Below are 22,179 nucleotides of genomic sequence, written 5' to 3' on the forward strand. Positions count from 1 at the left end.
TAAAAAGAAAAAAAATGGTTTAATATTATGCATCAGCATATAATAAACCGACAGCTCTGTATAAAAACAAGATTATAAACGGTACTCCTACAAAAATGCTTATGAAAACTCCAATATATGGAATCAGCCCGATTAGTCCGATAACAATTGAGAGAATAAATGCAACTATATAAATTACAATCAATGTAACTATAATCTTTACAAAGCCAATTTTTGACATGTCCCTTATTATTGATCTGAATCTCAGACCTTCAGTTCCGCTTCCGGATTTTGCAAATCTGACAAGTCCTGTAAATGACATCAATGAAAATATGATGAATAGGATAATTGCAACAATTAAAGTAATGGTTAACGCATTGGTGAATGTGTTCATTGTTGACTGTGGAATTGCTGAGACTATCATAGTCAGGTCGGTTGCATTATTGGCCATAGCGTCAATGCTTGCATATACGATATTGGTGAATGAGGAAAACAGTCCTGTTGCGGAAGCGACAATTATGACAATGATTAAAGGTATGATGAAATAGATTATCTCCAAAATCAATGCCTTAATACCCATGACAAATTGTTTTACAAAATCAAAATCAGGAAGTGTATCATCACCCTCAGTTCCACCTTTAATGACATCAACTGAGTACCCTAAAACAATAAAGGAAACAATTAAAGTCACAAGGCTTAAAATAATGGATAAAGTACCATCATTAATGCCATATGATGGAAGAACTGTTGATAAGCTCATTAGAATAATTAAAGCACAGAATATTAAAAATTTTCGAGTATCGCTAATAGGATATTTAATAGCGTCCATTATAATTTCACGTAAATTCATTTTTATCACATAACTTAACTGCTTGATAGATATATATTTTTAGATAATAGTATTTAAAATTTAAAGTATTGGCCGAATAGACAACTAATAACATAATGTTACGTTAATTTTATCCAAAAATGCCATAATCTTAATATATATGAATAAATATAAAATATCAATATAGAGGCATAACATGAACAAAAAAATAGTTACATTAATTCTTGTTATATTAGTTTCCTTTTGTTTTTTAACCATTGTCGTAGCGGACAATGCCACACATGATGACAACAATGCAACAGATCATGACAAAACAATCGATGATGATAACGTCGATGACAAAAAAGTGGATGATGACAAAAAAGTCGACAAAAATAAGACCGCTGACAAGAAGACAAAAGATAAAAACAAAACGGACGATAAATCCAAAAAGAAATACATTTTAGCTAAAGGAAAGGGAAATGACATTAAATTTAGCGATGGTTTTAGAGGATTTAGGCTTGATTATTCAAAACCTGCCGCAAGTCCGGGAGATGAATTCAAACATGCCTCTGCATCAAGGGCGGGACATTCAAATACCCTGAAACTGGCGATTATCGAATGCTACAAACTGGATTCAACAGACCATATTGGAAGAATAATGTCAGATTTTATTAAAACCGGTTCCTCCAATACCAAGGTCGGTGAAGCGGTTGCAGCTTCACACGGGAAAGTAAGCAACCCTGAAAAAATAAACAACCATACTGAAGCTGTTTTTAGTTTTGAAGTTTTAAAATCTGTATCTGGCAATGAATCAGATTATTTTGCATATACAGTATCATTTAGAACCATCAATGATGACGAAAAAGTCATAAATCAAACCAATAATTTAACTAATGTAACAAATACAACAAACATTACCAATAAAACCAACATTACAAATATCGCTCAGCCAGCAGATAATCAAACAAACGCCACATTCCTAAATAATTTATATGATGATTTCGCATCCCTTGCCAATGCACTTTATGATGCATGGAAACCTATTATCGACACATTAATAAATGGATTTCTATTGTTTGCCAATGCTTTGGATGAACTGACAAATCTGTTTGAGGACATAATGATGGGAATTCAGTCTTTGATGGATGCCCTTGAACAACTTTTAGATATGCTTGCATCGATATGGGAAGGGCTTGACGGGCTCTTAAAATTATTTGGCATTATATTAGGTTTCATTGAACAGATTATAAACTTAATTGGAGCAATATTGAATTTCATTATGGGACTTATCTCAGCAATTATTTCACTTATACAACAACTTTTAGGATTGCTGTTTGGTCTGATAGATTTCATTATTGATCTAATCAATCAAATCCTATCATTAATTCAGGCGATTTTAGACTTCTTGAAATCAGCCGGCAGTTACCTGATTAATGTTATCAAAAATGGAGCAATTATAATAACCTCCTTTGTAATCATTACAATCGGAGCATTTGTTTACAACCGAATAAGATAATCTTCATCTTATTCATTTCTTTTTTTAATGGTCAAATATCCTAATCTGCGCAATTACTGACAGGCTGTTCACATGGCCAAAACAGCAGAGGCAAAAATGTTTATCCCCTCATACTGATTACCCAATACCATTTCCACTGTTCAAGCAAGACCCACTCAAGTGGAAAAAATTGTAGTTAATCTAGATGGGGCCAATAGAAAATGCAGTGAAAGTTACCTACCCAAATACACAAAAACAAATTGAAAAGTATAAAATAAATAAATAACAAAGGAGTAGTATGGAAGTTATTAATCAAAAACAAACACCCAAAAGAAATTTCAAAAGAAGTTTAATTGTATTCATTGGAAATGTCCTGGGAATATACTTGATATGTTTTTTAGGATTGGGAGTCGAAGCGAGGTATCTTGATGACATAATCGTTTTGGTACTCTTTATCAGTTTAGTAAATGCAATACTCTGGCCTATCTTAACAAGAATAGCAATGCCATTTTTAGTTTTAACCTTCGGTGTAGGTGCATTAATATTAAATGGACTTTTGCTTCAGTTTTTCGCACCACTATTTGATATAGAAATCAAAGGTGCTGCAATGATTCTTGCCCCATTGGCTATGGCGGCCGTTACAACCATACTATCAGCATTAATAACAATTGATGATGACAGTTCTTATTACCGGTCTGTTTTAAGAGATGCGGAAAAGAAAAGAAAAACTGAAATTAAAGATTACCCTGGAGTAATAATTGTTGAAATTGATGGGCTTGCCTACGAAGTCTTATGTGAAGCAATCGAAAGAGGAGAAATGCCGACAATGAAAAACATGATTGACAGTAACCATTACACACTTAGAAAGTGGGAAACTGATCTGTCTTCCCAAACCGGTGCAAGCCAAGCGGGAATACTTCATGGAAATAATGAAGGCATTGTTGCATTCAGATGGATAGAAAAGAGCAATGGCAATCAGATGATGCAATGTTCCGGAATAAGTAAAGTGCCTGAATTGGAACAGAGGATTTCAGATGGAAACGGATTGCTTGTTGACAATGGTGCAAGCAGATCAAATCTGTTCTCAGGAGATACTGATAATGTAATATTTACATTCAGTAAGATCATGGACTTTAAAAAATTATACAATAAGGCATGGTATTCAGTATTCTCAAATCCCAGCAATTTTGCACGAATAATTGCTTTGTTTCTTGCAGACATCATACGCGAAATCTGGTCACAAATCACACATTCATTGAGAAATGTCAGACCAAGAATAAAACGTGGAATAGTCTACATTCCAACAAGAGCGGCTACAAACGTGTTCATGAGAGAAATTAACACTTCAACACTAATCGGAGACATGATGGTTGGAGATGTTGACGTTGCATACTCAACATACCTTGGTTATGATGAAATAGCACACCACTCCGGTGTCAGGGATAGTGACGCATGGTTCGCCTTAAGGGAAATGGACAAACAGATTAAACATTTAACCGATGCGAATAAATACTGCCCTAGGGACTATCAGTTTGTGATTCAATCCGATCATGGCCAGACAAATGGTGCCACATTCACCCAAAGATATGGTCAAACATTTGAAGACTTTGTCAAATCATTGCTTCCTGAAGACATGACAATGTTTGCAAAACTGAGTTCAGATGAAGACCACTTTGCAGGATCTTCTCCATTTTCAAGAGACAAGAAAAAAATTAAAAAAGAAGAAAAAGAACAACAGGAATTAAGTGACTCCGAAGTTATCGTATTGGCTTCAGGCAATCTTGCAATGATTTATCTGACACAATGGAGTCAAAGATTAACATACGAGGAACTTAACAGTTATTTCCCTGAACTGATACCTGGCATTACAAATAATGAATATGTCGGCTTTATTTTAGTTAAATCCCAGGAGCATGGTGATTTGGCTATCGGTAAAAACGGAACTTATTACCTTGACAGTGGCGAAATTGAAGGTGAAAACCCTCTTGAAGGATTTGGAGACAATATTGTTAGACATTTAAAAAGAACCAGTTCATTTGAACATACTCCAGATATTCTAGTAAACAGTTTTTATGATGAAGAAGCAGATGAGGTATGCGCTTTTGAAGAATTAGTTGGAAGCCATGGTGGAGCCGGTGGAGACCAATCCAAACCATTCATATTATACCCTTCAAGCTGGAAAGTCAGTGATGATGAAATCATCGGTGCAGAAAACATTTATAAACTGTTAAAAGAAAATTTAGCTGAATTAAAAAAATAAAGTTATGGATAAGATATTGAAATTATCAATATCTTATTTTTGATTATTTTTAATTAATGATTCCAATTCATCCAAACGATTGTTTAACTCTTTTTCACGTTTTTTATTATGCCTTAAAAGAATTGCTGCAGTCAATGTGGCGGTACTTACACCGGATATAATGTATCCTCCCCAAACCAAAACTATTGCAGTGAGTTTACCTATACCGGTATTACCGAGTATTGCATAACCGTTACTTGTAAATGCATTTGAAACCATGACCAATGAACTTAAAGGATCAACATTCTCTGCGAATATGGTTATAATGAAACTGGCAAAAATTATAGAGAACAAGAGTATAATGGTAATTCCAAGACTGTTTGTCTGAGTATACTGTCTGAATTTATCGAAATATACTTTCATCAGATAGGCATAAACGAGAATGTGCATTGCATTGAATAACCATATTCCAGCAGATTCATTAAAAACAATGAATACTATAGTTTCATAGGGTATTAATAAGAAAAACAATATTTTATTGTTCCAAGCACTGTAATCTAAAGTTAAAGCAACATATAATGATACAATCACCTGTACAACAGCAATGCCTATTAAATCATTTCCTCTGACTATGATTATGTATAATATGAGAACGAAGAATATTAACATCATTATCAAGTAAAAGACTTGTTTTAATGTTTGAAATTCTTCTTCGGGGAAATATTCAAGTGGATTTAAAACCCTACTCCCACTTGCATTTAATTTTTTACAGATAAATTTTCCAACTGCAAACAACACGCCAAATATTAAAATTGCAACAAAAAATTCATAAATAATAAAAACTTCCATACATATAGTTTATCATTCATATATAATAACTTTTATATAATCCATTGTGAACGGATTGATGATTTAGCGACGATTATCTCTTAATGGAATGAATATAGTTTAAATTAATGTTGATTTTAATAATCTTGCCACAAATCCGATTTAATTCATTAAAAGTATTGTTAGTAGAAAACTTTTGTTTTAATTAACATATTATGCCAACAACTTTTACATCGACACAAAACAATTATGATAATCCCCTTTTATAACAAATATTAAATATTATATTTAAGATAATTTAATATGTAAAAAGCATCACGCTTTTTGAATTTTTATATTTTCACTTGAAAGGTGAGCATGAAAAAATTAGGAGGAAAAAATATGGAAGCTAATAAAGCATCTGGAATACTATCAATAATTTTAGGATTAATTTTTATAATTTTCCCTATTTTTAGTTCTGGATTCGTATCCATCCTTATTGGAGTAAGTTTACTGTTCCTAGGTATAGCATCAATCCTTGCTGGATTTTCAGCATTTAATATTATTATTGGAATTCTGGCCATCATATTCGGTTTATTATTCATATTCAACATTGATGCACTATCATTCCTTTTAGGATTACAATTCTATATAATTGGTATTCTAATGGTCCTATTAGGTATCGCTGGAATATTTTCAGGAGAGGGAGTATCAAAACTTGCTTCAATACTGATAATAATTTTGGGTATTGTAGCATTTATCCTTGGAGGATTCTCACTTACTAACCCAATTTATGCTGCAATTCTTATAGGCATATGTCTAATCATCCAAGGTATCAGAATATATACTGCCGAATAATATTAAGCAATCTTTTTTGATTGCTTTTATTTTTTTAAAATTTTTCATTAATCTTTTTTTATTCTACACGCTTTTAACTACTTATTAACCATATTCATTCTTTTTCAATATGTATTGCCCACATACATTAACGATAGCTTTTCAACACAAAAAGAAATAAATTTCAACACAAAATCCGTAGGGCAGAATAACTCGCTTTTGAGTTATTCCATTTCATTTTTTTAATTTTTTAATTAGTAATTAAATTCATTTTCAAGAGCCAAATTCTTCATCTATACAATTCTAAAGCATTCCCTAAAACTATTTATATCCTTAATTTAAATATATAATGATATATAGACTTTTGATAGTGAAGTTGTTTATACATAATTGTCGGAGGAGATTTAAATGAAGATAACAGAAATAATTAAGGATGCCTTTCTATTTCCATCAAAAAATACTGGAAGATATGCAATTTATCTTCTTTTGTCAGTTCTTATAGTATTATTCGCTCTTGGAGGAGTTTTAACAAATGCATTTGGAATAATTGATTCAGAGAATTATTTGACTGGTGGAATGTATTTCTTAATTGCATTTATAATAGGCATTTTAATCTCCGGTTACCACATCAAAATTATTAAATCCGGAATTGAACATGACGAGAATGTTCCGGGCTTTAAATTGTATGAAGATTTTATGACCGGTTTCGACAATGCAGTTGTTTTAATATTCTACTATATGATTCCTGCATTGATTGTTGTAGTTGTAGGGTATGGTGCAAATCTTTTTGGCAATGCTATAGCTGTTTGTCAGGAAGTTGTTTTGCAGGCATTCAACGTTTACATTATGAGCGGCCCTGTAGATGTTGCAGTTAATGCCATATCTCACACATTAAGCAATTTTGCGAATTCTTTAGCCATTACAGTCACTGTAGCTTTAGTTTTGTACGTGGTCTTTTCATTCCTTCAATCCATGGCGGGAGCAAGATTGGCAAATACTGGCAGTTTAAAAGAAGCTTTAAACATTTTTGAATCAGCGAAAGACATGAAAAAAATTGGTGTGGGCAAAGTAATAATAGTGACCTTAGTGGTTCTCGCACTTATTGCTGTTATTGAGTTACTTTTAGCAATTATCTTAAATAAGTATCCATTTTTATTATTAACTTTTAGTATTGTAATAACTCCCTACTTTGTATTGGTCACTCAAAGAGCGCTCGGACTATTGTACTCGGATATAGTTTAATATTTGAGTTATTTTTGTCTTTTTTTAAAAAATCGCACAAAAACTTAAATATCATTTTTTTAAAATATATTAATTAATAATAAATATTCAAAGGATGTTAATATGGAGATAAGAGAAATAATTGAAAATGCAATATTATTTCCATCAAAAAATTTAGAAACATTATCAATCTATGCCATTTTATTATTATTTTCTGCAGCATTTACTTTTGAAGGAGTAGTGACTGTAATATTTGGAATTGTTGATCTTTGGAATCTGGTGATTGGCGGAATATATCTTTTAATTGCATTTATAATCGGAGTTATTACTCGTAGGATATCAATTCAGTGTATTAAAACTGGGGTTGAAATGGAAGATTACTTTCCTGATTTTAAATGGTATGAAAACTGGAGAACCGGTCTTAGTAAAATCGTTATCACAATATTCTACTTTATAGTCCCTGCAATAGTTATCTTATTTATAGCCTTACTTACAAATCTTTTCGGCAACCTTTTTGATATTGCTCAGGCAATAATTCTACAGGCTCCATCTATAATTACGGGAGAAGCTACAGTTGCAGATGCAATATTTAACTCCTCATTCCCATTATTTATTTCTTTTGCCCTTACCTTTTCAGGAGGCATGATGGTATTTTTAGTCTTTTCATTCTTCCAGGCCATGTCTGAAGCAAGATTGGCACATACCGGTAGTTTAAGAAAAGCTTTAAATCTTTATGCAGCCGCAAAAGACATAACAAGAATCGGTATAGGCAAGTTATTATTATTGTCTCTAGCAATATTTGTGATTGTCACCTGTATTGAATTCGTTTTAACATTTATCTTTGATCATTTAGTAGTTTTATCTATTCTTAATATCATAATCGTGCCATACATAGCATTATTCACTTACAGATCTCTTGGATTGTTATATTCAGATATAGTTTAATATTTAAAAATAATAAACTCCGCCGTAAGTAAAATAGAGAATCAGATTATCTGTTAATTCATTATAAAAAAGTATTATATAGAGAAATAAATTAATATTTTAATATCTATGAAAAAAGAAGTTGAAGATAAATGGGTAATGATTCTTGGATGCTTATTGTTATTTTGCGTTCAGTTCATTGCAAATATGGTTACGGTAGCGCTTCCCACAATTGAGTCAGATTTGCATTTATCTGTTGAAATGCTAAATGCTATCAATTTAGTTTTTTTAATAACCTCGGTATCGTTGATGCTGCCTTTGGGAAAATATGTTTCAAAATATGGAATTGGAAGATATCTCAAATACAGTATAGTATTGATGACTGTAGGATTATTGCTTTCCGCTTTCTCAACCGATATCAACACACTTCTTCTTTCCCGCATTATTCAGGGTATTGCAACCGCAATCATTAATGGGGCAATGTACGTTATTGTTGCAATACAGCTTCCTTCCGACAAGTTAGGATACGCTTTAGGAATAATGGGATCTTGCGGATACATTGGGTTATGTTTGTCCAATTCAGTATCGGGTCTTGTTGTTTACTACTTGTCCTGGAGGGCGGTTTTCCTAATATTGATTCCAGTATACATCATCACACTACTGATATTAGTTAAACTAGATAAGGAGTGGCATACTGATGACGTTAAACAAACAGACAATATAGGTTCCATCATTTATGTTCTTTTTATGGGTCTGTTTTTATATGGTATTGTAAAACTGGACAACAATAATATTTTCATATTTATTCTCAGTATCATTATGCTAATCATATTTTTCAAAGTCGAAAAGAATAAAGAACATCCAGTATTTGACCTGAATCTTTTGAAAAATTTCAAATATGTTTTAGGCAATTATTCGGCTTTTGTAATGTATTTCATGACATTTATAACATCATATATATTAAATCTCTATTTGCAAAACGCTTTAGGATATGATGCCCGTTTTACAGGACTGTTCTTGCTTTCAACACCTATTGCAGTAGTATTAGTCTCATCATTTGCAGGAAAATTATCCGATAAAAGAGATGAACGCACTATTTCTTCCATTGCTTTAACATTTATTGTAATTACTGTGGCCATCCTATTTTTCATGGACATTGTGCCGGTTTATGCGCTTTTAATTGCTTGTGTCCTCCAGGGAATTGGACATGGATTGTTCTCATCACCAAATAATCGTTTTGTATTGACAATTGTAGATCAAAAAGACTTGTCTGATGCATCTGCAATGCTTTCCACAAGCAAGGATGTTGGAAAAAGCATAAGTCTCTCGCTATTTTCCATAATATGTGGTTTCATTTTAGGGACCTCAAGTGCCCTTAATGATAACGTTCCTTCGTTCATAACATCCTCTAAAATCATGCTGTCGATAGTTATGTTTTTAGGAATATCCTCGATAATCCTATTGGTTTTAAGTAAAATTAAAGATAAATCAGCATGACTTCTTTTTAATTATGATGCTCTCCAATTTTCTAAATTACTCTAATGTGGCGGCGCAATTGGAACAAATTTTGTAAAACTTGGTATGGGTACAAAAGGAGAACTTAACGGGCTTCATGAATATCTGCGGTGAGAATTAAATTAATAAGATATATATTGTCCAACGTTTAATTAATTAATAGTTAACGCATTGGGTTGAAGAATTATGTTGCTGAATGAAAAAACAAAACTTGATAAAAATCACTATAGGATATTTGCTCTGAGCTGGGCCGGATGGGTCTTTGATTTCTATGATTTGGTGTTATTCACTTTTCTGATATCTCAGCTTCAAACCGACCTTCATTTTTCAGCAGAAATGCTTTCTTTGTGTCTTGGAATATCATTATTTGCTACAGGTCTAGGTGGAATCATTTTTGGAGCTTTAGGAGACAAATATGGTCGTAAAAAAGTATTGCAATGGACAATTATGATTTATTCTTTTGGTACGATGTTGTCTGCTTTCTCATGGTCTTTTTATTCATTGGTTCTATTCAGATTCATCACCGGTTTGGGTGTCGGTGGAGAATGGGCTACTGGTCAGATTTATATCAATGAAACATTTCCGGATAATTTGAGAGCTAAATTTGGGGCTTTTATGCAATCCGGAGCACCCGTAGGAGTGATTCTGGCTTCAATTGTTGGAGGCACGGTAAGTCCAATCATTGGATGGAGATTGACATTTTTGGTTTCAATAATTCCTGCACTCATAGTAATTTTCATAAGGAAATATCTTAATGAATCAGATGTTTGGATTCAAAATAAGGACAAATACGTTAATAAGAGTATTTTTTCCGAGTTTAAACAGCTAGTTTCAAGGGAGTACAGAAAAATATTCCTAATATCTTTAATATTGTGTGTATTTGGTATGTCTGCATATTGGTTTACATATTCATGGCTGCCAACATATCTTGAACAGGAAAGGGGTTTGGCGTTAATCAGCACTACAATCGGAATTATAATCATCCAAAGTGGAGACTTTTTAGGGTATACAAGTTTTGGTTTTGTAGCTGAAAAGGTTGGAAGGCGTCCGGCATTTACAATATACAGTTTCATCATGGCCATAAGCATATCCATGATAACTCTCTGCTGGAACCAAATCGATGCCGTTCCGAATTTAATTTTTGTCTTCATGTTCCTGACAGGTTTTGGAACAGGATTCTTCGGAGGATTTGGCGCACTGTTTTCAGAATTGTTCCCAACAAAAATAAGAAACACTGCCGTTGGAACCGTATTCAATCTGGCACGGGGAGCGCAGTTCATTACTCCAGTAATAATAACTATCGTTGCAACATATTTCGATTTAAGTTATGGAATAGCAATTGCCGCAGTATTTGCTATGCTTTGCGGCATTTGGATTTGGACATTCCCTGAAACAAAAGGAAGAAGTATCAATGAACTGAATTAAATAGAACAAAGTAGTATGTGGTGTTTTTAGAATTTTTCTAAAATTCTGGCATATACTGCTTTTAAATCATCATCTGATTTTTCATAAATTCTTTTTAGAATCAATTCGGGAGTACTTTTAGCAAGGAAATTCATTTTCGGGGTTCTATCGACAATCAGATTATAGTTTTCATCCAGTCCCTTTGCTTCAATGCCGTCCACTCTAATGTCAGTGTAGTTCATCAGTTCTCTAGCCATATGAGTGACGATAACTCCATAGGAATTGGATTCCTTTATCATATCTATAAATGTTGAGATTATTTTAACTGCCGCATCAAGTTCGGTTATTCCCTCTAGTTCATCAAGCAGTACTAACTTTTCACTATCTGTGGTGACGATTGGTATGAACACGTTTAAGAATGATTCAAAGGCTCCTGCATCAAGAGATCTCTTCTTTGAGAAATGGTAAATTTCATCGAATAATTTTATTTCGGCACTGTCGGCACTTACTGGAAGGCCCATTTGTGCCATAATTGATATTTGGGTGAGTGTTTCCAGCAGGGTTGTTTTTCCTCCGCTGTTTGCTCCGGTTAAAAGGGCAATGTTCTCATCTTGGGTTAATTGGTAGTCTACCTTCTGCACATGATCCTTATCCTTTTCAAGTGATAGTTCCAGGTGCAATGCTCCTTTTAATTTTATCTCATCACTGAATTGGGGTCTGCACAGTCCGTATTCATAAGCGAAGCTACCTAAACTAAATTCATAGTCAAATTTAATGGTATCCTTAACTTCTTGTATGGCCGTTTCCTTAATTGAGTTTAATTCAATTGCAGCGGTTTTTTTAATGTCGAAAATATCGTTTTCTTTTTTGGATGATTGTTCCAGGCTCACCCTTTCGATTTCGCTGTCATCAATCTGAATGGGGTATGTTCTAAGAAACGGGTCGAAACTCAATCCGGTTTCCTGGCGGATAATTTCCTTTCTTTTACTAATAATTTCGTCAAATATTTTACTAATCTTTGGAGGGAAGTTATTGTTTAATAGGTTGAGTATTTCATCTCCTTCAAGATCAACTTGTTTAATCGATTTTTCTAGCTCATTATCCATATCCTCTTTTAGAGAATAGACAAGTTTTTCAATATCAACTTCCCTTTTGTCAATAATATTTAACTCATCAATTATTGGAATGATTTCTCCCAAAACACTTTCATTGTTTCTGATTTTCTGTATCTCATGGACCCTTGAGAACAGTTCCTTGTTTTGGATAAAGAAGTTTATGATTTTTTCGGGAACAATTTCGTAATCGTTTTCATCGATGTTTATCATTATAAGGTTTGGCATTCCTTCAAAATCAAGTATCCCCTGTGAGTAAACGTAGAATACCAAATCATAATTCATAAGTTCCTCTTTAAGCAATGGGGAATCGCTAGCAGTAATGATGGGATAATATTGGTTTAGACCCAAATCGGTAAGGTAAGAATTGTCCTCTTCACTTTCAACGATGATGGCTTTGCTTGGGTCATATTCAGCTTTTGCCTCTTCGACTTCCTTCAGGTTTTTCATCAGTCCCCTCAACTTAATGATTGGAAGTCTGGAGACATGCTCTTTGGCATCCATTACAAAATCAAGGTTGGCATTAATCTTGTCCATATTCTTTGAGGGAGAGAGTAGCAAAATCCTGTTTTTGGAGTATGAAGTGTTTGAATAATCTAAAATCTTGTTTATGATGTCTTCATAAAGCTCCATTGCTCTGTCACTTTTTATGAATTCATATTCCGGATTATTCAATAGCTGGTTCATTATTTCAATAGCTTTTCTCTGGCTGATACCTTCAATATTTGCTATTTTTTCGACATCAACATTATCAACTATCTTTTGAAGTTCCTCTTCGCCTCCAACACTATTCAGTATTTTTTCAGAGATTTTGTCCCCAATTCCCTTTATATTTTGCAATGTAATTCTTTCTCCGCACATTTTACCAAACCCTTTTGTAGAAATAATTTGTATCTTAATAAATATTCAATTTTGCCGAGAGCATCTGAGAAGTAATCTAAAAGTTGGCATTGGTGTTTTTTGGACTGTATTTTTCAAGTTCTTTTTTATTAATACAACCATTCAGTGCCTTATCGTACATATTAATTATATTATAATAGTCGTCGTCCTTAAATCGCCCATCAATTGAGAAATTCCTAAATCCAATCTCTTTTAGATGATCGATTTTATCTATTAATGAAAGTTCGCTACCATCAAATATTGTCAATTCCTCACCTGAAATGCTTTTGTGGATGGAGTATCTGTTGTTTTTATTGTCAATCAGGTAGTTTCTGCAGTCTTTTTTTGTTTCGTTTCCATATAAAATAGGATATCTTGTCTTCATCAACTCCACAGATCCCTGAACCAGCATTTCAATTTTATCAGGATTTCTGGAATGTTCAATTATATTCTCATAGTCCTCTTTTCGCAGTTCTGGCGATAGAGTTAGTATTCTGTAATTTTCAAGGCTGTCTATTGAGGCATTGTTTGAGATGTTCATGGAATATGGGCCGTATTCGCCATTAAATGCATTGCTCATTATTGGAAGGGAATAGTGCATTTTATTTAATATTCCTCGGACTTTGTTCAATGCCTTGAATAAGCTGTCATGGACAATGTCTGGCCATTTCCAGATTAGTTCATACTCCTTGCCATATGAGAGTTCAATCGCTTGCTTAATGAAACTGACCATGTAATTCAGATTATAAGTGTCTTTGCTGAGGACTAATGAATCGTCATCTGGAGGAATTTCCAGGTAAACTCTTTTAATGTTTTCAATATTTTTCAAATGATTTAGATTATTGGTATAAAATGAAAGATTAATTGGTTTATCTTCCGGGGTGTTTTCAAATAAATTTAGTTTAATTTCTCGGTATTCATGTTTGTATGAGTCTGCAATTTCGCTTTCCAGCTTTTCAAACAGATTTCTTCTGAGTTCATTGATTTTTCTGATTGGAAGGAATAATGTTCCATCGTAATTGACGTTGATTTGTGTAATCTGGTATGGGTACTTATCAAGTTTTGACAATTGTTTTTTGATTGTATCTACACTGACACTTTTTTTAAGCGGTTCTTCAAAGGGAGTATCTCCCATAACTTCAGCATTTATTTCCTTTCGGTTTGCAAGGGTCAGTCTTGCTTTTAAGAGAGGAAATTTATTTTTGAGTGAAAATGTTAAAATCAATTTGGATTTGACATAGCTTGAGCCTTTATTTTCAATTTCCTTAACCTTTTTGGATAAGCTATTTCTTTTGGTTAGATATACATCAGATTCATTTAGATTAAAGTCTTCTTTTTTGTTTTGCCAAACTTTTTTAACAATCATGACCTTGTTTTTTCGGGTCATGTCTTTGACCTGCTTGTTTTTGCCCTTCTGAAAGTGGTTTAGTGTTGTTATTATTGGGTCTTGAGATATTTCAAAACCGTAATCGTTATCGTTTTTGACAACTAAAAGTCCGTCACCTTTTTCAGGTATTGTGCTGATAAAATCATTCAGCCGTATTGCAATTTGGTTTTTCTTGCTTTTTATGACTCTGCCGATTTTCAAACCAATATGGCCTGCCCTTATGCTTCTTTTGGATTTGTTCAAAAATTGCCCTTCGCTGAATCCACGATTGAAGACAAGGTCAATTTCTTCAGTATCGAATTTCTTTTTGCTTTTTAGCCTGTTCAGTGCTTTACGGTAATTGCTCACAGTGATTGCCAAATATTCTTTTGACCGCATTCTCCCTTCAATTTTGATGCAGCTTATATTCAATTCGGAAATCTCTTTCAGGTGGTTGTAAAGGGATAAATCTGAAGGGGAGAGATAATAGTCATGTTTTTTTATTCCATCAATTCTATATTTTTGACGGCATGGCTGAGCACATGTGCCTCTATTTCCACTTCGTCCACCTTTAAAACTGCTCAGCAGGCACTGTCCAGAATAAGAGTAGCACAAGGCTCCATGAACGAATATTTCAAGTTCCATATTTGTTTTAAGCTTTTCGATTTCCTCCTTTCTCATTTCACGAGGAAGAACAACTCTTTTGATTCCTTTGCTTTCAAGATAATTCACTTTGAGCTGATTTTCACATGTCAGTTGTGTTGAAGCATGGATTTTCAGATTTGGCAGATATTCATTGATCAATTCAATCAGACCCAAATCCTGCACCAGAACGGCATCCACTCCCATTTCATATAGCTTGGATAAATAATTCATTACGCTTTCAAGTTCAGATTCCTTAATTAATGTGTTTACGGTAACATAAACCTTAACGTTGTGCATGTGGGCGGCATTTACTGCCTCTTCCATTTCCTCCAATGTAAAGTTTTCCGCAAATTTTCGGGCTCCGTAATTTTTCCCGGATAAATAGATTGCACTGGCGCCGGCATTGATGGCAACTTTCAGATGCTCCATTGATCCGACAGGCGCAAGCAATTCAGGAATTTTCATGCAATCTTCCCTCTATGTAATTGCCTTTGTTAATGTAGGATTGTGAGAAATCCATAATGTCGTATTTGTATTGTGTAAGCTCTTCGGAAGTTTTGTTTTTAAGGCCTTCAGTATAGATTGATAGAATCTGGGACGTGTACTTTTCGTTTGAATATCTGCAGTCAAGTATCAGGCTGTCAAGGCCCATCTTTTTGATTTCATTAATCTCTTCAATTAAACACAGGCAGTCTTTGTTGATGATGTGGCTCTGTCTGTTATAGTCAAAGAATACTTTGTATTTGAATTTTTTTCTTTTTTTGTCTTCCAAAGTTGCATAATCCGCATCGTTTGAAATGATAAAGTCCTTTCCATCATTTAAGTTGGTGAAATCATCTTTGCTAACGATTACCTCAAGGTTTCCATTAACAATCATTTCCAATTCAATGTTTCTGTCATGATTTCTCATTACTGCCTCCCTGATTTCATCTCCTGAAAGTTCACAGGACAATATGAGTGACTTGAATCCTGCAGCATTCAAATCATGAATGCAGAAACTATTCCACACGTTTAGATTATGGTTTCCGTATATGGGACAGTCAAATATCTCGCTCATGCCCGGAAAGTCGCCCATGACGGATATGATGATTCCCTCATCTTCCAGCTCCTTGATGATTTCGTTGCATCTGATGGCATCTTGTTGGCTTATGAATGAAGAAAGAACCCAAACGAACTCTGTTGGGGCTGCCATCAAACTTCCTTTTTTCAGGGTTTCCTTTATGTTTTCATAGTAGTCATCAGGGTTGTTGTAGTGGCAGTTCCCATCAAAGTAGATTCTTTTCAAATCAAAACCTGATGCGGCTCGTATTTGTGAGAGGTCATCGATAAATATTGACAATTTCGGATTTTTGTTTTTTATTTTTCCTGGATTGTCCCGGTAATCCTCAATGAATTTGGTTAAATTTTTGCGCACAGCCTTAACCGATTTCTTTGTTGGTGTTTGATGATTCAGCAGTAATTCTGTGGCGGTATCCAGAATTTCACGTCTAATTTGATTTATCTCACTGATTGGTATGAAAATATCATTTGGCATATTGTTAAAGCGAATGTTTTCAATGTAAAATGGTGTTCCGCCTGTCTTTTTAAGTTGTTTTTCAATGACTTCTTCTGTAACAGGTTTGTTTTTGGCTTTTTCAAATTTGTCCAGTGTTTTGTGCCTGAAGTTAATCAGTTCATCATCAAGATGGTATTCTACCTTGGTAAACAGGTTCAGTTTCTCATCCCAAGTCATGGACAGGCTTATTGCGACATTATTTCTGATGGTTTCCTTTTCAAACTGCTTCAGATAATCGTGAGTGGATTTTGAATAGCTGATGAACACTTCCGTTCCAACCTTTAAAAGGCGTGTGGTGTTTATGATGATTTCATTTTCATCCTGCTTTACAATATCTTCCAGATAGATTCCCTTAATTTTTCCGTTATATTTGAATGCGATTCCATCTCCCGGCTCTAAAATGACTGGAATCTCTTTGTTTTTAATCTCAATTGTTACTTTGGTGCCATCAATATCGATGATGTCTCCAATGTATAATCCTTCATGGCCGGAATGTCCTCTTCCCATTACATCTCCGGGCTTATCTCCCATCATGTATCCGTTTGTAAACTGTCTGTTGAAGACAAGGTGCAGATCTTTTTTGTAGTCCCCTTCATTTCCATCAATGAGGTTCCTGTAGCTGTTTACAATGGTTCCAATGTAGTCTCCGGATTTCATTCTACCTTCCAATTTGAGGGATTTGACTCCTGCATCTTCAATCGCTTTTAAATTATTGTATGTTGCAAGGTCATGGGTCGAGAGAAGATAACCGTTCCCTATATTGTATCCTCTGTATTTCAGACGGTATTCTCTTCTGCATGGCTGGGCACAGGCTCCCCTGTTTCCGCTTCTTCCACTGTTGTAGGAGGACATATAGCATTTTCCACTTACACAGTAGCATAATGCCCCATGGCCAAAGACCTCAATGTCCATATCAATATCGTCCTTTTTAAGTTGCTCGGCAGTCTGCTTAATCTGTTCGATTGTGACTTCCCTTGGCAAGACCACTCTTTTGATGTTGTTTTGGGCAGCCCATTTTATTGAAGCGTAATTGTTAAGGCCCATCTGTGTTGATGCATGAACCTCCAAATCGGGAATGAAAGTTTTCAAAAGCCAAATCAATCCAAAATCCTGTACGATGACAGCATCCACCCCAATTTGGTATAGTTTAAACAGGTATTGCATAACGTCAACAATTTCTGAATTGTTGACTAAGGTATTGACAGTCACATGAATTTTGGATCCGTTCAAATGAGCATATTCAACTGCCTTTTCAATCTCTTCGATTGTGAAATTTTTGGCATAGGCTCTTGCTCCATAATTCTGTCCGGCAATATAAACCGCATCAGCACCTGCATTGACAGCTATTGTCAAAACTTCCGGTGAACCTGCAGGGGCCAATAATTCTTCTAAAACCATTTCTTAAATACACCTTTATTAGTTTATTCATTAATCTTTTTGTAATTAATTATATATTAAATTAAAACATATTCTATTTTATGTATATAGTTTTTGAAGGAATTGATGGTTCTGGTAAGTCCACCCAAATCCAAATGCTTGAACAGTGGCTGGAGGATAATGGATTTAGGGTCGAAACTATGGTTGAACCAACTGATTCCGAAGTGGGCAAATTGATTAGACAATTTTTACAAAATCCTGATGCAACAGGAGATACCTTTCAAAAGGCACTTGCCCTTCTTTTTGCAGCCGACAGGATGTTGATTATGGATAAACTTGAAGACGAATCCAAAATTATAATTTCTGACAGATCATATATATCCTCTCTAGCTTACCAGGAACCTTTTGAATGGGTCAGTGTTTTAAATAAATATGCTAAAAAGCCAGATTTGGTAATTCTATTGGATTTAGACGCTAAAACATCAGTTTCAAGAACTTCAGGCCAAGACACTTTTGAAAATGAGGAATTCTTAACTGGCATCAGGCAAAATTATTTGAATCTACTAGAAGATTATGAACATCAAATCATTGATGCGACAAATGGTGTGAATAAGGTATCTTCAGATATTAAAAAAGCCGTTGCACCCTATCTTGGCATCTGTCCGGATTGTATCCTTTGAACCTCACCGCTTGAAGAAGACAAAGAGGTTCAATAAAAATAGCATTAATTAAAAACTGTTGTGATAAAATGAAAAAGAAATATATTTTTGGCATAATGTTAATGTTTATGCTGAGTATGGGAGCGATTAATGCGGCGGATTTGAATCATACTGATTCAGTTCAGGCGGATGATTTAACTGCCTCACCATTTAATGAACTTAACAAGACCATCTATGGCAATGCGGAAAGTGATGTGGTTGAATGTGATTTGGACTGCAACTATGAATTTGCAGAAGAAAGTGACAGTGATTTTGTAGAGGGCATTGAAATTATTGGCAACACTACAATAAACGGACATAACCACATTATCGATTGTAAGAATAAAGCAATTGCATTTAATGTCACCGAATCAATTTTATACATAAATGATTTGACAATTATCAACGGTAATCCTAACGCAATAAATATAGAAATGGGAATGTGTGTTTTGAATAATGTCACGTTCATAAACAACAACGGAAGCGATTCTGAATATAAGGCTTTTATTTCATTTTTTGATTCACCCCAATTAACTGGATTGAATGAAACCTCTAAAGAATTAAATATTGTCAATTGTAGCTTTTATTCAACAACAGCATATTATGCAGATATTGTATCTTCCCTTGCAATTGTAAACATTAAAGATTCTATTTTTGAGGGAGGAGAAATATCTGGGATGGGCCATATTCATGCCAAGGATGAAACACAATTAACAGTGGACAACACTACATTTAATAACCTGACCGGCAAATATGCAACAGCAATCTATGCCAGTACTTACTGGCTGAATGTAAGAAATTCAAGATTCAACAATTTATATGCCAACATGACAGCCGGAGCTATCGGAATCAAATATTCCAATACTCGTTTTAAAAATCAGTCCTATATCATCGAAAACTGTATTTTTGATAATGCCAACTGTCAAAATGACGGGGGAGCAATATTTTTTGATGCAGGAGGCATTGTAGGTGAAGGAATAGATAATAATGCCACAATGAGTATCATCAATTCCAGTTTTACTGATTGCTCATCCTCTTTTGGAGGCACAATTGTTCAATTGGGCGGTTTGCTTAATATTGCCGATTCCATTTTTGATGGCAATCTTGCATTTTCCTGTGGAGGAGCAGTTTACACATCTTTGGTAGATGTGAATATTGTCAATTCAACTTTCACCAACAATACTGCATTATATCAGGGAGGTGCGATATTTCAGGATGACAATGTGGTGAATATTGACAATTCACTTTTTAAAGACAATTCAGTTGCATATAGCACACCAGATTCCGCAAATGCAATCTATTCCTATAATGCATACCTGAACATAAATAATTCATACTTTGAAAATGGAGGAGTCGGAATTTATGCAGTATTCTGTGAATTCAGCGAAAACAACAATACTTATATTGGAGATGGCCTCTCAACTGACAATGAGGAATATGAGTATTTTTCAGGATTATCTACAGGCACTGTCGAATTTAAAAATAATAATATAAATGTCGTTAATTTGCCTCCAAGGTTTGATTTGCGTGATTGGAGATGGGTTTCTTCAGTTAAAAATCAGGGCATGACCGGGTCATGCTGGGCGCATGGTTCAATTAGCGCAATCGAATCAGCAATACGCAAGGCAACCGGCCAGAATTATACAATATCAGTGAATAATTTGTATAAGATGGAATTAATGTATTCAAAATACGGATCATCATATATAGCAGAAGGAGGAAGTGCAATTAACGGTGTGGCATATGCTTTAAGCTGGTTTGGAGTCCAATTGGAATCTTCTGACATCTATGATGAACTCGGAAAACTCACAGACATAATATATGATTCAAACATGTCAGTCCATGTTCAGGATGTAATCATTATTCCCGGCCAAACAAATCAGACAACTCAAAAGATTAAGGAAGCCCTATTGAAATATGGTGCACTTTCAATATCATATTCTGCAGATCATTTTGACCCTATTTTTAATGAGGAAACATATGCATTTTATGGAAACTCCACTTATGATGATACTGGAGAACTTCGATTGCCGAACCATGCGGTATCCATTGTCGGATGGGATGATAATTTCAGCAGAGACAATTTTATAATCAAACCTGAAGGTGACGGAGCATGGATTGTTAAAAACAGCTGGGGAACCGAATGGGGAGATGACGGATATTTCTATATGTCATACTATGAACCTTCATTATTAGCGCAGACCGATAAAGAACTTCTTTACGGGGCCGTAGGATATATTTTTGAAAATACAATTCCCTATCACCTGAACTATCAAACAGACTTTGCGGGGTTATATCTTTTCGATGAAAACTACACATATTACTCAAATGAATACGAATCAATATTCAACGAGTTAATAGGTGCTGTCGGAACTTATTTCAATGACGTTGGAATCGAATATGAGCTTAAAGTATATGTCAATGGCGAATTAAGGCACACGCAGAAAGGAGCAAGTGAATTTGCAGGATTCAAAACAATAATTTTGGACAAATATGTTCCGGTAAAAGTCAACGATAAATTCAAAGTTGAATTCCGGAGCGCTTCTGTTCCATTTGCCGCCCCAACAAGGCTTCCTCTTGAAGAAGGAGTCTCCAAAGTGAGTACAGATGGAAAAGAATGGATAGATTCAAGTTTGATGTCCCTGTCAGTTTGTCTTAAAGCATACACTGTCATTGATGATACTAAAATCATCAACAACAAGGACATTTCAGTTGACTATGCTGGAGACAAATACTTCAGCGTTAAAGTTGTAACTGCCGACGGCAGACAAGTTGGTGCAGGTGAAACCGTTATATTTAACATTAACGGACAAACAAAAACCGTTAAAACAGACAACAATGGAATAGCTAAAATCAAGATAACCGAGATTCCAAAAAAATACACAATAAAAACGACATACAACGGCAAAACATACACAAATAAAGTCACAGTAAAACAGGTCCTCTCAGCAAGAAAAGTCACAGCCAAAAAGACTGCAAAATCATTAACCTTAAAAGCCAAACTCAAAATCAACGGCAAACCTGTCAAAGGCAAAACAATAATATTCAAACTCAACGGAAAAACATACAAGGTCAAAACCAACGCAAAAGGCATAGCACAAAAATCCCTGAAAAAGAATGTTATCAAAAAGCTTAAAAAAGGAAAAACATACCCTCTTAAAGTGACTTACCTAAAAGACACTATAAAAACAACAGTTAAAATGAATTAAACCATCCTGCCCTTAAAGAGGCAGGGTGGCCCAATACATCTCCCATAATTAATAACACAAATAAAATACGGCATCAGTTGCAGCATTCAACTAGACTTCATTGATT

At 34.5% G+C, this 22,179-nt stretch carries 14 protein-coding genes; 9 read left to right on the top strand and 5 right to left on the bottom strand.

What is annotated here, in order from left to right:
- Positions 1-25 precede the first annotated feature (25 nt).
- Positions 26-829, bottom strand: coding sequence for a DUF4013 domain-containing protein (locus ACJMLO_RS05260; RefSeq protein WP_405294624.1), 804 nt, complete (start codon positions 827-829; stop codon positions 26-28).
- 175 nt (positions 830-1,004) lie between these two features.
- On the opposite strand from ACJMLO_RS05260, the gene ACJMLO_RS05265 reads away from it, so the two are divergent.
- Both ACJMLO_RS05265 and ACJMLO_RS05270 read left to right on the top strand, forming a co-directional pair.
- Positions 1,005-2,306, top strand: coding sequence for a hypothetical protein (locus ACJMLO_RS05265; RefSeq protein WP_405294626.1), 1,302 nt, complete (start codon positions 1,005-1,007; stop codon positions 2,304-2,306).
- A gap of 277 nt (positions 2,307-2,583) precedes the next feature.
- A complete protein-coding gene (locus tag ACJMLO_RS05270; protein ID WP_405294628.1) occupies positions 2,584-4,545 on the top strand; it encodes a phage holin family protein in 1,962 nt (653 codons plus the stop codon).
- 33 nt (positions 4,546-4,578) lie between these two features.
- Here the strand turns inward: ACJMLO_RS05270 and ACJMLO_RS05275 are convergent, their stop codons facing one another.
- Entirely contained in the window at positions 4,579-5,373 is a 795-nt protein-coding gene (locus tag ACJMLO_RS05275; RefSeq protein ID WP_405294630.1) for a hypothetical protein, read from the bottom strand.
- A 336-nt stretch (positions 5,374-5,709) separates the two neighbouring features.
- Here ACJMLO_RS05275 and ACJMLO_RS05280 point away from each other — a divergent pair, with 336 nt between their 5' ends.
- The 5 genes from ACJMLO_RS05280 to ACJMLO_RS05300 all read left to right on the top strand — a co-directional run bounded on the left by ACJMLO_RS05280 (position 5,710) and on the right by ACJMLO_RS05300 (position 11,253).
- Complete coding sequence (locus ACJMLO_RS05280) at positions 5,710-6,189, top strand: DUF308 domain-containing protein (RefSeq protein WP_405294632.1); 480 nt, start codon at positions 5,710-5,712, stop codon at positions 6,187-6,189.
- Positions 6,190-6,576: 387 nt separating this feature from the next.
- A complete protein-coding gene (locus ACJMLO_RS05285; RefSeq protein WP_405294634.1) occupies positions 6,577-7,410 on the top strand; it encodes a DUF4013 domain-containing protein in 834 nt (277 codons plus the stop codon).
- Between the two features lie 102 nt (positions 7,411-7,512).
- On the top strand, positions 7,513-8,334 hold the full coding sequence (locus tag ACJMLO_RS05290; protein ID WP_405294636.1) for a DUF4013 domain-containing protein: 822 nt from the start codon (positions 7,513-7,515) through the stop codon (positions 8,332-8,334).
- 108 nt (positions 8,335-8,442) lie between these two features.
- The gene (locus ACJMLO_RS05295; RefSeq protein WP_405294638.1) at positions 8,443-9,810 is read left to right on the top strand and encodes an MFS transporter; all 1,368 of its coding nucleotides are present in this window, start codon (positions 8,443-8,445) and stop codon (positions 9,808-9,810) included.
- 204 nt (positions 9,811-10,014) lie between these two features.
- Entirely contained in the window at positions 10,015-11,253 is a 1,239-nt protein-coding gene (locus ACJMLO_RS05300) for an MFS transporter (protein ID WP_405294640.1), read from the top strand.
- Positions 11,254-11,279: 26 nt separating this feature from the next.
- Here the strand turns inward: ACJMLO_RS05300 and ACJMLO_RS05305 are convergent, their stop codons facing one another.
- From ACJMLO_RS05305 to ACJMLO_RS05315, 3 genes are all read right to left on the bottom strand, one after another.
- Positions 11,280-13,205, bottom strand: a complete 1,926-nt coding sequence (locus ACJMLO_RS05305; RefSeq protein WP_405294642.1) for a MutS-related protein — start codon at positions 13,203-13,205, stop codon at positions 11,280-11,282.
- A gap of 76 nt (positions 13,206-13,281) precedes the next feature.
- Positions 13,282-15,699, bottom strand: a complete 2,418-nt coding sequence (locus tag ACJMLO_RS05310) for a DUF3656 domain-containing protein (protein WP_405294644.1) — start codon at positions 15,697-15,699, stop codon at positions 13,282-13,284.
- Positions 15,686-18,187 (bottom strand): DUF3656 domain-containing protein, encoded by a 2,502-nt coding sequence (locus tag ACJMLO_RS05315; protein ID WP_405294646.1) that lies wholly within the window; start codon positions 18,185-18,187, stop codon positions 15,686-15,688. The genes ACJMLO_RS05310 and ACJMLO_RS05315 overlap by 14 nt, the downstream gene beginning before the upstream one ends.
- A gap of 80 nt (positions 18,188-18,267) precedes the next feature.
- On the opposite strand from ACJMLO_RS05315, the gene tmk reads away from it, so the two are divergent.
- Together tmk and ACJMLO_RS05325 are read left to right on the top strand one after the other, a co-directional pair.
- Positions 18,268-18,846, top strand: a complete 579-nt coding sequence (gene tmk / locus ACJMLO_RS05320) for a dTMP kinase (RefSeq protein WP_405294648.1) — start codon at positions 18,268-18,270, stop codon at positions 18,844-18,846.
- 68 nt (positions 18,847-18,914) lie between these two features.
- Positions 18,915-22,073, top strand: a complete 3,159-nt coding sequence (locus ACJMLO_RS05325; RefSeq protein WP_405294650.1) for a C1 family peptidase — start codon at positions 18,915-18,917, stop codon at positions 22,071-22,073.
- The last annotated feature ends 106 nt before the right edge of the window (positions 22,074-22,179 follow it).

This window comes from Methanobrevibacter sp. (genome assembly GCF_045120835.1).
GTDB lineage: Archaea > Methanobacteriota > Methanobacteria > Methanobacteriales > Methanobacteriaceae > Methanocatella.

What these genes read in the sequence shown, in the direction of transcription:
- ACJMLO_RS05260 (WP_405294624.1), bottom strand. Translation starts at nt 829, where the DNA reads ATGAATTTACGTGAAATTATAATGGACGCTATTAAATATCCTATTAGC.
- ACJMLO_RS05265 (WP_405294626.1), top strand. Translation starts at nt 1,005, where the DNA reads ATGAACAAAAAAATAGTTACATTAATTCTTGTTATATTAGTTTCCTTT.
- ACJMLO_RS05270 (WP_405294628.1), top strand. Translation starts at nt 2,584, where the DNA reads ATGGAAGTTATTAATCAAAAACAAACACCCAAAAGAAATTTCAAAAGA.
- ACJMLO_RS05275 (WP_405294630.1), bottom strand. Translation starts at nt 5,373, where the DNA reads ATGGAAGTTTTTATTATTTATGAATTTTTTGTTGCAATTTTAATATTT.
- ACJMLO_RS05280 (WP_405294632.1), top strand. Translation starts at nt 5,710, where the DNA reads ATGAAAAAATTAGGAGGAAAAAATATGGAAGCTAATAAAGCATCTGGA.
- ACJMLO_RS05285 (WP_405294634.1), top strand. Translation starts at nt 6,577, where the DNA reads ATGAAGATAACAGAAATAATTAAGGATGCCTTTCTATTTCCATCAAAA.
- ACJMLO_RS05290 (WP_405294636.1), top strand. Translation starts at nt 7,513, where the DNA reads ATGGAGATAAGAGAAATAATTGAAAATGCAATATTATTTCCATCAAAA.
- ACJMLO_RS05295 (WP_405294638.1), top strand. Translation starts at nt 8,443, where the DNA reads ATGAAAAAAGAAGTTGAAGATAAATGGGTAATGATTCTTGGATGCTTA.
- ACJMLO_RS05300 (WP_405294640.1), top strand. Translation starts at nt 10,015, where the DNA reads ATGTTGCTGAATGAAAAAACAAAACTTGATAAAAATCACTATAGGATA.
- ACJMLO_RS05305 (WP_405294642.1), bottom strand. Translation starts at nt 13,205, where the DNA reads ATGTGCGGAGAAAGAATTACATTGCAAAATATAAAGGGAATTGGGGAC.
- ACJMLO_RS05310 (WP_405294644.1), bottom strand. Translation starts at nt 15,699, where the DNA reads ATGAAAATTCCTGAATTGCTTGCGCCTGTCGGATCAATGGAGCATCTG.
- ACJMLO_RS05315 (WP_405294646.1), bottom strand. Translation starts at nt 18,187, where the DNA reads ATGGTTTTAGAAGAATTATTGGCCCCTGCAGGTTCACCGGAAGTTTTG.
- tmk (WP_405294648.1), top strand. Translation starts at nt 18,268, where the DNA reads ATGTATATAGTTTTTGAAGGAATTGATGGTTCTGGTAAGTCCACCCAA.
- ACJMLO_RS05325 (WP_405294650.1), top strand. Translation starts at nt 18,915, where the DNA reads ATGAAAAAGAAATATATTTTTGGCATAATGTTAATGTTTATGCTGAGT.